Source organism: Desulfobulbus oligotrophicus (assembly GCF_016446285.1).
GTDB classification, from domain to species: domain Bacteria; phylum Desulfobacterota; class Desulfobulbia; order Desulfobulbales; family Desulfobulbaceae; genus Desulfobulbus; species Desulfobulbus oligotrophicus.
The window spans coordinates 1,640,561-1,654,230 of sequence record NZ_CP054140.1 but is presented as its reverse complement, the minus strand read 5'-3'; the positions used below and the strand labels follow the sequence as shown (position 1 = coordinate 1,654,230).

Sequence of the window (13,670 nt, the reverse complement as noted above, 5' to 3'; positions counted from 1 at the left end):
AATGCCCTCTTTCACGGGAGACATCTGTCTTGGTCATCCCCTTAGTTATCTCACCACCCATGGCTGACTACAGAGCACTTGCAAAGTGTCATATAAAACCATGTTCAATCAAAAAAGCAGAATTTATTCTGCCGGATCCGCTGTCAGCCGCCTTTCCCGTCAACAGCTTTTCCACATATTTGCCAATCATATCAACTTCAATATTGACCCAGTCGCCCTCCCGCAGCCTGCCAAGGGAGGTGACGGCAAGGGTGTGGGGAATGATCGACACTGAAAATCTATCGTGCCCGCACTCATTCACTGTCAGACTCACACCATCGATGGCGATCGAGCCTTTTTCAACAACATATCTGGTGAAACCGGTATCCAGACTAAAGGTGAACAGGGTAAAGTCACCAACCTCTCTCCGCTCCTTTATCTGCCCCTGGGCATCAATATGCCCACTGACAAGATGTCCGCCCAGGCGATCACACAGCCGCAGTGCTCTTTCCAGGTTAACCTTACCGCCGGCCTGCAACCGTCCAAGCCCTGTTCGTCGCAGGCTCTCCGGCGAGACATCAGCATAAAACCGGTTCCCTCTGATATTGCGCGCGGTTAAACATACACCGTTGACGGCAATGGACTCTCCTTCTTCAGGATCGATCAGGTCGAATTCGGTCTCTAAACCAAAAATCATCCCGCCGCCTGCCGGACGTTTTTCGTAGAGAATCCCTAATCCCTGAATGATTCCGGTGAACATTTACCGATCCTGTTCAAGAGCGTCGGCCCGTTCAGCAAATTCTTTTGCCAGGCGGTCATGTTTAAACCGACTGTGAATACCGGCTATGGAACGATAGGCGTCCGCTGCCTTGGGCAGCTCACCCAGCTCTTCATAGGTCTCTCCAATCAGAGTAAGTGTTGCCACCGCTCCTTCAGGATTGTGAATAAGACGGTAATGCTCCAGCATGTCATACAACAACTCCAAAGCCTTTTCCCCGTCACCAAGCTTCCGGTAGGCGGTCGCCATCTTCTTGTTCACCGCCAGGAGAGAGAAGCTATCATCCTGTGTTTCACAAATGGAAGCAGTACGCTGGTAATTGGCAATCGCCATGGCATACTCACCACGGGCCAGACAGGTGTCACCGAGTCGATCGGAGGCGTTAGCCACCCCAACCTGATCACCCTGCTCTTCAAATCCCAGCAAAGCATTGTGAAAGGCGAGTGCTGCCTGGACATAATTACCTTCGGTGAGTAATTTACGTCCCCCGCGATAATCCTGTCGGGCAGGATTATCGTCAAGATTATCAATCTCGCCCCCCTCTTTCATCGGGCCGATGGTGTTTAAAGGTTGAATAAACTCATTGCTCATCAGCATCTTCCTTATGAATGATTTCGGTGGCCTGGACAGACAAATCGGCCACTGTTGTTTCCAGAGGTTGTCCCTTTTCATAAATGGTGATGGGGGTGGTATCGTGCTGTAAACCCATGATCTGAAACCCGGCCTCTTTGGCCCGTATCCGACCAAGCATTCGCAGCGTTAACCCGCGTAAAACCGGATTGGGGTGATTCATCACCGGAAACAGAGAATAAAACGGTATAGTCCGGATAAGTTCAGGTTTCGCATCTGCGATCTCACCCAATCCCCAAAGTACAGCCTCTCGACGGGCCGGATCCCCCATATAGCTATAGAGGTGCCTGGTAAAGGCCCCGTAGATATCCGGCCGCGCCGCAATGACAGCACCGATGGTCTCAAGCATTCCCCAAGAAGTGGCTGCTGAATCAGCACAGGCTGCAAACAAACGATGCAACAGGTCGGCAATGGCGCCGGGTTCATGATCAGCCACTCGGCCGCTGACCTGACCGATCACCCAGGCTGTCCGATAGCGGACATCCGGGTTTGGTTCATATAAAAGCCGTTGCAGGTAACGTAACACCCTGCGATCATCAAAGTAGAGTGCAACCAGCGCATCAATATCAACCCGTTGGGCCAGCTCACGGACCAGCTTCTTGTCGGCTTTCTGCTTATCTCGTTTTTCATGACGGGTCGGGCTGGTGGATGGTTTAACCGGTTCGCCCTGCCCGGCACCTTCCTGACGACCGGCTGTCGGTGCTGCTTTTGTCTTTTGCTCGTAGCGTTGCACCAGTTCTGCAGGTTCCTGATTCATGCGAACAAAGTACAGCACACCACGCACGGCACGACCATCAAGGTTGCGTGTCGGTACCACCTGATGGCTCACCTCGTCATAATCTTCAAGAAGGCCGGTCAGGTAATCTTCCTCAGGATCAAGCTCCCAGGCCAACTCCCACTGCTCATTACAGGCGTTGACAAGACACTCGACCATGGCTGCACCGATGTTGTGACCTGTGGCTTCGGCAACATACACAGCCCCACACTCACAGGTTCCCATGGGAAACTCCAGCATTTTACGCTGGGTACCAAAGGATGGACGGGCAACATCCATACCGCAAAAAGGGCACCAGGGTTTGCTGATCAGTTCGGGTCTACTGCGCATCTCTTATCCTAACTTAGCTTGCAAGGCATCGCGGAACCTGGGATCAACACTGTACCCCAACTCCTCTGCCTTCTCCATGTTACGCTGTGCCTCCTGAAACTCGTCGTTGAAATAGAGGGCCACAGCCAAATTGTTACGCGCCATGGGTGAATCAGGCTCAAGGGTAACCGCCTGACGTGCCGCATCCACGGCTTTGGCATCTTCTTCGTTCATGGTATAGGCCGAAGTCAGATTGATCCACGCGGTGATAAGCTTGGGATCGATCTGTACAGCACGGGAATAACACTCAATGGCCTGCTCAACTTCACCACGATGCTGGCGAATAAGCCCGATGTTGACATGTGCCTCCGCCATGGTCGGACTGATACCCAACGCCTGTTCATTTAATTCCAGAGCCCGGTCAGTATCACCCTGGTCAAAATAAATGGCCCCGAGGTTGATCATGCTCTCCATGGACTGATTGTCCAGCTCAATCGTCTTTTCAAGCTGCTTTATGGCATCTTCCACTCTGCCGGCCTTTCTGTACACCAACCCAAGATGATGCCGGGCCATGACGTTGTTGGGCTTTTCCTCCACAATCTTTTCAAGCTCGGCAATAACCTCTGTCAAATCACTTACCTTCTGCTCCTGCTTCTGCACTTCTGTCATAATGGCAACCTGTATTCCGCGGCTAAATGCGCTCGTTCTGTCCGATAGACGTTCGGACGTGATTTCAGAAAATTGTTTTTAAGTATAGGCACGATCGGGACAGACGCAAGACCCGGCTGTCTGCAGCAGACACTTTATGCCGCCCCCGGCAGCGACTTGTCATGATAGGCGATCAGTCGTCTCTGCTGCTCCTTGACGAGCACCTTCCGCGCCACCTCGATATCACGGCGGATCTGCCGGATCAGGGCATCCGATCCAGCAAATTTAACTTCACTGCGAAGATGACGCAGCAAATTAATCTTTAACGGGCGTCCGTAAATATCTCTGCTAAAGTCAAAGATATGTGTTTCTGCGACCAGGCTTGTATCGCCGAACGTCGGATTGTATCCGATGTTTGAAACTCCGCCGTACTGCCGGCCATCATAGATCACCTGCGTTACATAGACACCGCGCTTCGGGCAGAGATCTTCTTCTGAAAGATAGAGATTGGCCGTAGGAAATCCGAGTTGCTTGCCTCCCCGCTGCCGGCCGAGCTGAACAATACCCCGGATCTGGTAGTATCGACCGAGAAGACGACGGACATCCCCCATCTTTCCGGCAGCCACCAGCTCCCTGATTCTGCTGCTCGACACCAGCATGCCCTGCTCATAATGGGCAGGCATCACCATAACAGTGAACCCTTTTTCTTCTCCCTGCTGCTGCAGAAAAACAGTATCACCCAGACGCTGTTTGCCCATGGCATAATCATAGCCCACCACCAGGTCGCGCATCCCCAGCCGACCGAGCAGAATCTGATCAACAAACTCGACAGCAGTGGTGTTTGCCATCTCAACGGTGAACGGAACAATGACCAGCACATCTATACCGGCCCGCCTGATCAGTTCAATTTTTTGTGCAGTCGTTGAAATCAGACGGATGCCATGCGGACTCAAGACTTTCAACGGGTGCGGATCAAACGTCACGGCAACGCTGGTCCCGTTGTTCTGATGCGCCCGCGCCACTACCTGGTCAAACAGTTTCTGATGACCTAAATGAACACCGTCAAAGTTGCCGACAGTTACGTGCGCTTGCCGAAAAGGCGTGTGTATCTCGTTGAGATCGGTGAAAATTTCCATGGAAACCAGGCGGCATCGAATAGCCTTTCTGCATGGCTATGAGCCAGACAATTGAAAAAGATATTATCGCAAACATTAAAGAGAGGATATGTACTCCAAATCCGGAAAACACGCAAACAGTTCATAGCACCACAGCAACCCGAACACCCCCGGCACAACACAGGTTATCTTCCCTCAGTACCGAGCCCTTCGACCCTTCCTGCAATCAACGGCAAAAGCATGACGGGTAAAGGCTCCAGCCATCTGTTGCACCCTTTTTCGCACCTTCCTGTCAGTAACTTTCGGCCACTTACGCCGGCTTAAAGTGGTGTCACATTTATTATCAGTAACAATCTCACAAGAATTGCTTGACAAACGGATCAGAGACGAGCATATTTCCTGCCGCAATGCCGAAGTGGCGGAATTGGTAGACGCGCTAGGTTCAGGGTCTAGTTGGGGTTACCCAGTGGAAGTTCGAGTCTTCTCTTCGGCACCAGAAATATAATCCGGTACAGTTCACCGGAATCCTTATAACCCCGTTAATTCTTGGAATTAACGGGGTTTTTCTATGCCCTTTGCCCACTGCCCTCTGTTTTGGCCTATCGACATCCGTATCAAGAACCGGGTATACAATCGGACACAGATTGACTGTAACCAAACACCTGTCCTGAGAGGCAACGGCCCATGTTAACGGCAATTCAGGTGCGCAACCCAAAACCTAAGAATAAAACATACCAGCTCAACAATGGTACGAAGCTCTTCCTGCACGTTGCTATCAGTGACAGGAAAACATGGCGCTACTGCTTTGTGCTTCTGCCGAATAAAACGTTAACCTTTGTACGCGGAGCATACCCGGTGTTATCACTGAAAACAGCTTCAAAATGATAAGCCTTGACTAGTATCGGCACTATAACGGTCGATAACTCAACCCCTTCTTGCTTTAAAAAATGGTTCGTTAATTTGGATAACAGTACACTTTGTGCCCATCTTTGGGAATCGGCCAATATCCTCCGTGGTCCTGTGGATGCGGCTGACTTCAAGACCTACATTTTCCCACTGCTCTTTTTCAAGCGGCTCTCGGACGTGTACCATGAAGAATATGCCCAGGCTTTGCTTGAATCTGACGGTGACCAGGAATATGCCTTGTTTCCCGAAAACCATCGCTTCCAAATTCCAGCAGGATGTCATTGGGCAGATGTCCGGGCCAAAAGTAGCAACCTTGGTCACGCCCTGCAAAAGGCCATGCGCTGCATAGAGCTGGCCAATCCAGATACCTTACACGGTATTTTTGGAGATGCACAATGGACCAACAAAGATCGTCTGTCCGATGCCTTGCTCAAAGATCTGATCGAGCATTTTTCATCCCTTCATTTAGGCAATGAACAATGTCAGGCGGATGTACTGGGCCAGGCCTATGAATATCTGATCAAGAAATTTGCCGACCTGACCAATAAAAAAGCCGGTGAATTTTACACTCCACGGTCTGTGGTCACCTTAATGATCCGCATCCTGGCACCCAAGGCCGGAGAAACTATTTATGATCCTGCCTGCGGCACAGGAGGAATGCTTCTTGAGGCCATACATTATGTGCAAAAGCATGGTGGTGATGAGAACCTTATGCTCGGCAAACTCTATGGCCAGGAAAAAAATCTGACCACTTCAGCCATTGCGCGTATGAATCTCTTTCTTCATGGGGCTGAAGATTTTCACATTGAACGCGGCGATACCTTACGACACCCTGCCTTTTATTCGGGTGATGGCCTGGCTACCTTTGATTGTGTTATCGCCAACCCACCCTTTTCCCTGCAAAAATGGGGAGAGGATATGTGGATCAATGATCCTTACGGTCGTAATTTTGCCGGATTGCCTCCAGCCAGATCCGGAGATCTGGCCTGGGTCCAGCACATGATCAAGTCCATGGCCACCAAGACAGGACGCATGGCCGTAGTGCTTCCCCACGGTGTTTTGTTCCGTATGTCCCAAGAAGGGCAAATTCGTCGTAAATTATTGGAAATGGATATACTGGAAGCAGTCATCGGCCTGGGGCAAAATATCTTTTATGGCACTGGCCTTGCGCCCTGCCTCTTGATTTTTCGAAATAAAAAGGCGGTCTCCCAACGGGAAAAGGTTCTGTTCATCGACGCTTCCAAAGAGTTTAAAGCTGGTCGTGCTCAGAATGAACTTTTACCAGAGCATGTGCATAACATTCATGGCTGGTACAAAAATTACCAGGATGTGGAAGGCATCTGCCGGGTGGTTACCTTTGAAGAGATTCGCGAGAATGATTTCAACCTGAATATTCCCCGCTACGTGGAACCGGTCATTGAGGAAGAATCCATAACCATGGACCGGGCCATTGCCAACCTCAAGGAATCACTACAGGCAGCGTATGCAGCCGAAGACAGGCTCAAAATGCTGCTTAAGCAGCATTTTGGAAGTGTGAGGGATGAAGGGTGAAGTGTGAAATGAGACAAGACCTGCCCAAACGATCTTTTGACTTTGCCAAACGTATTGTCACGCTGTGTAAACATCTTGAGGGCTCTTCCAGTATATCCCGAGCCCTCGCAAATCAGTTGTTCCGATCCGGTACCTCCATTGGGGCGAATATAGAGGAAGGTCAGGCCAGTCAGAGTGAAGCCGACTTTCTTAGTAAATACAGCATTGCCTGCAAAGAAGCACGAGAAACACATTACTGGCTTCGCTTGTTATCCGAGACGGATCTTGTTTCTTCAGACCGCCTGACAGACCTGATTCAGGAAGCAGACGAACTGATTGCCATCCTGACCAGTATCATTCGTAAAATTCGAGCCAAGCGTGAGAGAGCAAAAACCAATGGCTGATAAAACCCTCACCCCTCACATTTCACCCTTCACCCTTGAGTCCTACCTCTGGGGAGCAGCCACCTTGCTCCGTGGGCATATTGATGCTGGAGACTACAAGCAGTTTATTTTTCCCCTGCTGTTCTACAAACGGCTTTGTGATGTGTATGATGAGGAATTGGCCTTGGCCCTGAAGGAATCAGGCGGGGATGAAGAGTATGCTTTACTGCCTGAATTACATCGTTTTCAAATTCCAGAACAAGCCCATTGGCGCATGGTGCGTACTCAGGTCAAGGATGTGGGCAAAGCCATTCAAGATGCTTTGCGAGCCATTGAAGCTGCTAACCCTGATACCCTGTACAGTGTTTTTGGTGATGCCCAATGGACCAATAAGGACCGCCTGCCCGACCACATGCTCCGTGAGCTCATCGAACACTTTAGTTCACAAAACCTTTCGCTAGCCAATTGTCCGGAAGATGAGCTGGGTGTGGGCTATGAATTTCTGATCAAAAAGTTTGCTGATGATTCCGGTCACACTGCTGCTGAATTTTACACCAACCGCACTGTGGTCCATCTGATGACTGAATTACTTCAGCCCAAATCAGGTGAATCCATTTACGATCCCACCTGTGGTTCTGCTGGAATGCTTCTGTCTGCTGTGACCCATCTCAAGGGCCGGAACAAGGAATGGCGCAACCTGCGTTTGTTTGGTCAAGAACGCAATTTGCTCACCTCAGCCATTGGCCGCATGAACCTATTTTTACATGGTCTTGAGGATTTTAACATTGTTCGGGGTGACACCCTGTCCAATCCTGCCTTTGTGGCAGGCGACCAGCTGATGCGCTTTGACGTGGTCCTGGCCAATCCCCCCTATTCCATCAAGCAATGGGACCGCGAGGCCTGGTCTGCTGATACCTGGGGACGCAATATCTATGGCACGCCGCCCCAGGGCCGGGCTGATTATGCCTTTTGGCAGCATATTATCAAAAGCATGCAGGCCAAAAGTGGTCGCTGCGCTATCCTGTTCCCTCACGGCGTACTCTTTCGTAATGAAGAACTGGCCATGCGTGAAAAACTTGTCAGTCATGATGTGCTGGAATGTGTTCTGGGCCTTGGTCCCAACCTCTTTTACAACTCGCCCATGGAAGCCTGTGTGGTCATCTGTCGCATGCACAAACCCAGAGAACGCCGGAACAAGGTGCTGCTCATCAATGCGGTAAACGAGGTAACCCGCGAACGGGCACAGAGTTTTCTTGCTGAGGATCACATCCAGCGCATTGTTGCTGCCTACCGGGCTTTTGATGATGAGGATGGCTTTGGCCGTGTAGTGAGTAATGAGGAAATCCGTCAGAATAATTGCAATTTGAGCATACCTCTTTATGTCCGTGCTCCAATACAGATGGCAGTCAATGTTTCGGAAAATCAAGCCAGCTATGGAGCATCAAACCTCCAACAGGCCATTGCGGATTGGCAGAAAAGCTCTCTCGCCCTCAGGACTTCCATGGAAGAATTGTTTAAAATTTTAAATTCTATTAACCTAAAAGGTTAATCATTATTGACGGAATATAAATTTGGACATATCCTTCAAAACAAGAAAGCTGGAAAAAGAGTTTAACGAAGGAGCACAGCTTGAACGGATTCATGGCCCCAAGCGAGCTAAAAAAATACGCTTGCGCATGAAGGCATTGCGAGCTGCTGCAACCCTTTATGATTTATCACCACCGTATACAAAACCTGAACGATGTCACGAATTGAAAGGAAATCGTAAAGGCCAGCTATCTGTTGACCTGGATCATCCTTACCGACTGATTTTCACTCCTGCCCATAATCCAGTTCCAAGGCTTGCAGATGGCGGATTGGACTGGCCCAAGGTAACAGCCATCAAAATTCTTGGGGTGGAGGATACCCATGACTAACACCCAAACAAACACATTCATCCCTGATTACCTGGTTACACCCGGCGAAGTGCTTGAAGAGTACCTTGAGGAACTGAACATGACCCAGGCAGAACTCTCAGACAGAACCGGACTTGCCAAAAAAACTATCAACGAAATTATTAAAGCCAAATCACCCATTACACCTGAAACAGCCTTAAAGCTGGAAAGAGTTCTGGGGCGGCCAGCGCATTTCTGGAGCAATCTGGAACGGCAATATCAAGATGATCAGACCCGTCTTGCAGAACAACAACGTCTTGAGAACCATCTATGCTGGCTCGACAAAGTACCGGTTAAAGCCATGATAAAATTCGGATGGCTTCCTCAGATCAAGGACAAAAAAGAACAGCTTAAAGCAGTACTCAGTTTTTTTGGCATAGCTGGACCTGAACAATGGCCTATTGTTTGGGCCAAGTTTCAGGTGGCTTATCGGCAAACTGAACGCTTTGAAAAAAGTTTTGAGGCTGTCAGTGCCTGGCTGCGCCAGGGAGAAATCAAGGCACATCAGATTGCTTGTGCCTCTTATGATCGCAAACATTTTCTGGCTACCCTTGATACAATAAGAGCCCTGACCAGCGAAAATGATCTGAAAATCCTTGCTCCCGAACTCGTCAAGCTCTGTGCTTCAGCAGGGGTCGCGGTAGTGTTCGTTCCGGAATTACCCAAAGTAGGTATCTGGGGAGCAACCCGCTGGCTTGGCGATAAAGCTCTTATTCAGCTCAGCCTGCGTTATAAAAGTAATGATCACTTATGGTTTACCTTTTTTCATGAAGCCGCCCATATTCTTCTGCATAATCGCAAGGATGTTTTTATTGAAGACAGTCAGCGTGACTGTAAAAAAGAAGAGGAAGCCAATGAGTTTGCCCGCAAAACACTTATCCCACCAGCACAAATGCGCCGCTTGCTCAAGTCGGGTAAACCAACATTGGCCGAAATCAAGTCCTTTGCAGATGAAATTGGTATCGCACCAGGCATAGTGGTGGGCAGATTGCAGCATGACAAAGTGCTGCCCAGTGATGTGGGGAACAAGCTCAAAATATTTTATACTTGGGAAGATATGGGAACCCAATGAGTGCGGGCAACTTGTTTTCGCGGCAGCATGATCATTAAAGCGGAGAAAGGAATGAACGAGCTGAAAAAGAACACTCCCGGCCCTGATTACGCGCACCTCCTCGCCGAAGTAAAAGAGCGCGTTCGTTCAGCCCAGTACGCTGCGTTGAAAGCAGTCAATACCGAACTGGTCGGCTTGTACTGGGATATTGGACGCATGATTGTAGAACGTCAGGATGCTGAAGGCTGGGGAAGGGCAGTGGTAGAAAGCCTTGCAGCTGACATTCAAGCAGAATTTCCCGGCGTGAGTGGGTTTTCATCCTCCAACTTATGGAGAATGAAAGGATTCTTTGAAACTTATCAGGGGGTTGAAAAACTCGCACTACTGGTGCGAGAAATAGGTTGGAGCCATAACATCGTCATCATGGAGCGCTGTTCCGATCCCCTGGAACGTGAATTCTACATCCGCATGACCCGTAAATTCGGCTGGTCCAAAAATGTTCTCATTCATCAGATCGGCAATCAAAGCTACGAAAAATCACTGCTGGGCCAGACCAACTTTGACCAGGCGCTGACGCCCAAGCTACGCGCCCAGGCCAAGCTGGCGGTCAAGGATGAATACACTTTTGATTTTCTGGAACTGGGCGAAGAACACAGCGAACGGGAGCTGGAGCGGGCACTCATTGTCCGGATCGAAGATTTCCTGCGGGCCATGGGCGGTATGTTTGCCTTTATGGGCAGCCAGTACCGGCTGGAGATTGATGGCAAAGAGTTTTTTATCGACCTCTTGCTGTTTCATCGCCGACTGCGCTGCCTGGTGGCCATTGAGCTGAAAGTTGGCGAGTTTCAGCCAGAGTTTGTGGGCAAGATGCAGTTTTACCTGACTGCGCTGGACCGGCAAGTCCGCCAGGAAGATGAAAACCCATCCATTGGCATTGTTTTGTGCAAAGAAAAAAGCCGCACCATTGTGGAATATGCCCTGCACAATAGCCGCAAGCCCATTGGTGTGGCTACCTATGAAATTACCCGGACCCTTCCCCGGGAATTAAAGGGGCAACTGCCCCAGCCGGAAGAGATCGCGGCCTTGTTGGAGGGGATGGAAAAATGAGTGCTCAATCCCTGAAGCCCGGCTGGAAGATGGTCAAGTTTGGCGAGGTGGTCAAGAACGCCAATCTGGTGGAGCGTAATCCAGAGGCCAACAACATTGAGAGAGTTGTAGGACTCGAACACATCGACCCCGAGAATTTGCATATTCGCCGCTGGAACTCTGTTGCCGATGGCACTTCATTTACCCGCAAGTTTGTGTCGGGGCAGACGCTTTTCGGCAAACGCCGGGCCTATCAACGCAAGGTCGCCTACGCCGAGTTTGATGGTATTTGTTCCGGGGATATCCTGACCTTCGAGTCAAAAAACAGAAAGGTGTTACTGTCGGAACTTTTACCGTTTATCTGCCAGAGCGATGCGTTCTTTGATCATGCGCTGGATACTTCGGCAGGCTCACTGTCACCCCGAACCAGCTGGAAAGCACTTAAAGAATTTGAATTCCCCCTCCCGCCCCTTGATGAACAAAAACGCATTGCCGAGATCCTATGGGCAGCGGATGAAGTGATGGAATCCAGAAAAATTCTTATTGACAGGCTAAATCAGACAAGAATTGGGCTAGGTAATTCAGTTTGGGGAAAAACTCACGATATACATAGAGAGAAACTTGGAAGTCTCTGCTTGAAAGTCCAAGATGGCACTCATTTTTCCCCTCAATCTGCTTCTGGACCACGGAGATATATGACTTCAAAGAATATTCGAGATGGCTATCTTGATATTTCTGAATGTGGCTGGATAACCGAAGAAGAACACAGAAATATCTATCGCAGAGCAGATGTTCAATATGGTGATATTGTCCTTACTAAGGATGGAGCCAACACTGGCAACGCCGCCTACTTTAATCTGGAAGAGGAGGTAAGCCTACTTTCAAGCGTAGCGTTTATTAGGGCAAATCCAAAAAAACTAAATGCAAAATTTCTCTTGGCTTTTTTAAGAAGCCCGAGAGGAAAATGGGAAATTATCAGAGAGATGAAGGGTACTGCTATAACAAGGATAACACTAACTCAAATTCGAGAGTTCAGAGTACCAGTCATCCCAATAGAAGAACAAAATGTCTTTTCAGTAAAATTTGATTTGATCGACTCAAGTATCGCCACTGCTGGGAGAGACTTAAACAATATCGCAAAAACAAAATCGGCTCTTTTGAATCAGTTATTAGTTGGAGCTATCCATGTTTAACGAAGAAAGCATGGTCGAACTGATGGTTCTCGACACGCTCTGCGGCGTCGTAACTTCGAACATAGTTACAAAGATATATTTTCTGCTTTGTTCGTTTTAAAGATGAGGTCAATTTGGAATCTATAATCAATATTTACTGTGACGAAAGCTGTCATTTGCCCTGTGATGGACAGAAGGCAATGGTTCTTGGTGCGCTGTGGTGTTTTAAATCAGAGGCTGCTGAGCATAACCAGGCTATTGCCGAACTGAAAGTCAAACATCACCTGTCGCCATTTTTTGAGATCAAATGGTCAAAAATATCTCCGTCCAAGGTTGGTTTTTATCGGGAACTTGTTGATTATTTTTTTGCAAGTCCCACCATGGGCTTTCGGGCTTGGGTGATTCCCGACAAATCCGTTCTAAATCACCAGCAGCATAACCAGACACATGATGACTGGTATTATAAAATGTACTTTTATCTATTAAGGAATCTCATATTCACTGGCCGAAAATATCATATTTATCCAGACATAAAAGACACGCGTAGCAGGTTGAAATTACAAAAACTACAACTGGTCCTGCGTAATGCAAATTACGATTTTTCAAGAGAGATTATCGAAAAAATTCAGCATGTCCGTTCGCATGATATTGCCCTAATGCAGCTTGCGGATGTTTTGATTGGTGCTGTAGCATATCATGCACGTGGTTTATCCAACAGTAACGCAAAGATTGAAATCATAGAACAGATTAAAAACAAAACCGGCTTAAGTCTGAATCGCAATACCTTGCCAACCGAACAAAAATTCAACCTCTGTATTTGGCGTCCAAGTAGCGGAGGTTTTGAGAATGCCTGACTGGTTACCTGCAATGGCTTCTGTCAATCCTTGGACAGGCGACACTTATAAGATGCTCTATGGAATTTTTTGCCGTGATATTCGTGATGGAAACTTGCAATATGCAGGACATGATGTTTGGATATTTTCTGAAAAGGAAGAAGGCAAAGAAAAAATATTCTGGCACCTAACTTCTCGGTACCATAAAACAGAGAGGATCCCACGGCGGAAAAGAAAATTTTATTCTGCTCAACATGAAGATAGCAAACAGGAACGGTTGCCCGACCCAAGACGATGCGAACGGCTACCATGGGTAAAACCCTTGATTGAACACCCGACTGAACCTGAAGTATTAACGTGGGATTATGAGGAAGGAGATAAAACTATCAAGACCTATGTCTGGATAAAGAATAGTGACTTTGTAGTGATTATGAAAAAATTTCCAGATAACACAAGGCGGTTAATTACATCCTTTTATGTGGATAACACGTACAAAAGAAACGATTTTGATAAAAAATATAAAAACCGCATAATATAAGAA

15 protein-coding genes and 1 tRNA gene are annotated in these 13,670 nt (G+C 48.4%); 11 read left to right on the top strand and 5 right to left on the bottom strand.

What is annotated here, in order from left to right; genetic code table 11:
- Window positions 1-88: 88 nt before the first annotated feature.
- The 5 genes from HP555_RS07405 to HP555_RS07385 form a co-directional block, all read right to left on the bottom strand.
- Entirely contained in the window at window positions 89-739 is a 651-nt protein-coding gene (locus HP555_RS07405) for a riboflavin synthase (RefSeq protein WP_199261079.1), read from the bottom strand.
- The gene (locus tag HP555_RS07400; RefSeq protein WP_199261077.1) at window positions 740-1,348 is read right to left on the bottom strand and encodes a tetratricopeptide repeat protein; all 609 of its coding nucleotides are present in this window, start codon (window positions 1,346-1,348) and stop codon (window positions 740-742) included.
- Window positions 1,338-2,492 carry a DVU0298 family protein gene (locus HP555_RS07395; RefSeq protein WP_199261075.1) on the bottom strand — a complete coding sequence of 385 codons (1,155 nt, stop codon included), beginning with the start codon at window positions 2,490-2,492 and terminating at the stop codon, window positions 1,338-1,340. The genes HP555_RS07400 and HP555_RS07395 overlap by 11 nt, the downstream gene beginning before the upstream one ends.
- A gap of 3 nt (window positions 2,493-2,495) precedes the next feature.
- Window positions 2,496-3,140: a tetratricopeptide repeat protein gene (locus tag HP555_RS07390; protein WP_199261073.1), complete on the bottom strand. Its 645-nt coding sequence runs from the start codon at window positions 3,138-3,140 to the stop codon at window positions 2,496-2,498.
- Between the two features lie 134 nt (window positions 3,141-3,274).
- Window positions 3,275-4,255 (bottom strand): bifunctional riboflavin kinase/FAD synthetase, encoded by a 981-nt coding sequence (locus HP555_RS07385; protein ID WP_199261071.1) that lies wholly within the window; start codon window positions 4,253-4,255, stop codon window positions 3,275-3,277.
- A 388-nt stretch (window positions 4,256-4,643) separates the two neighbouring features.
- Here HP555_RS07385 and HP555_RS07380 point away from each other — a divergent pair.
- The 11 genes from HP555_RS07380 (at window position 4,644) to HP555_RS07335 (ending at window position 13,667) form a co-directional block, all read left to right on the top strand.
- Window positions 4,644-4,730 (top strand) — tRNA-Leu (locus tag HP555_RS07380).
- Window positions 4,731-4,918: 188 nt separating this feature from the next.
- A complete protein-coding gene (locus tag HP555_RS14375; protein WP_408639828.1) occupies window positions 4,919-5,119 on the top strand; it encodes an Arm DNA-binding domain-containing protein in 201 nt (66 codons plus the stop codon).
- 75 nt (window positions 5,120-5,194) lie between these two features.
- Window positions 5,195-6,691, top strand: a complete 1,497-nt coding sequence (locus tag HP555_RS07375; RefSeq protein WP_233249105.1) for a type I restriction-modification system subunit M — start codon at window positions 5,195-5,197, stop codon at window positions 6,689-6,691.
- A gap of 8 nt (window positions 6,692-6,699) precedes the next feature.
- Window positions 6,700-7,074, top strand: a complete 375-nt coding sequence (locus HP555_RS07370; RefSeq protein WP_199261069.1) for a four helix bundle protein — start codon at window positions 6,700-6,702, stop codon at window positions 7,072-7,074.
- Complete coding sequence (locus HP555_RS07365; protein ID WP_199261067.1) at window positions 7,067-8,602, top strand: type I restriction-modification system subunit M; 1,536 nt, start codon at window positions 7,067-7,069, stop codon at window positions 8,600-8,602. The genes HP555_RS07370 and HP555_RS07365 overlap by 8 nt, the downstream gene beginning before the upstream one ends.
- A 22-nt stretch (window positions 8,603-8,624) precedes the next feature.
- Window positions 8,625-8,969: a type II toxin-antitoxin system RelE/ParE family toxin gene (locus tag HP555_RS07360; RefSeq protein WP_199261065.1), complete on the top strand. Its 345-nt coding sequence runs from the start codon at window positions 8,625-8,627 to the stop codon at window positions 8,967-8,969.
- Window positions 8,962-10,059: a HigA family addiction module antitoxin gene (locus HP555_RS07355; protein ID WP_199261064.1), complete on the top strand. Its 1,098-nt coding sequence runs from the start codon at window positions 8,962-8,964 to the stop codon at window positions 10,057-10,059. Before HP555_RS07360 ends, HP555_RS07355 begins: the two co-directional genes overlap by 8 nt.
- A gap of 51 nt (window positions 10,060-10,110) precedes the next feature.
- A complete protein-coding gene (locus tag HP555_RS07350) occupies window positions 10,111-11,145 on the top strand; it encodes a PDDEXK nuclease domain-containing protein (protein WP_199261062.1) in 1,035 nt (344 codons plus the stop codon).
- A complete protein-coding gene (locus HP555_RS07345) occupies window positions 11,142-12,317 on the top strand; it encodes a restriction endonuclease subunit S (protein WP_199261060.1) in 1,176 nt (391 codons plus the stop codon). Before HP555_RS07350 ends, HP555_RS07345 begins: the two co-directional genes overlap by 4 nt.
- 113 nt (window positions 12,318-12,430) lie before the next feature.
- Window positions 12,431-13,150, top strand: coding sequence for a DUF3800 domain-containing protein (locus HP555_RS07340; RefSeq protein ID WP_199261058.1), 720 nt, complete (start codon window positions 12,431-12,433; stop codon window positions 13,148-13,150).
- A complete protein-coding gene (locus HP555_RS07335; protein WP_199261056.1) occupies window positions 13,143-13,667 on the top strand; it encodes a hypothetical protein in 525 nt (174 codons plus the stop codon). Before HP555_RS07340 ends, HP555_RS07335 begins: the two co-directional genes overlap by 8 nt.
- Window positions 13,668-13,670: the final 3 nt, after the last annotated feature.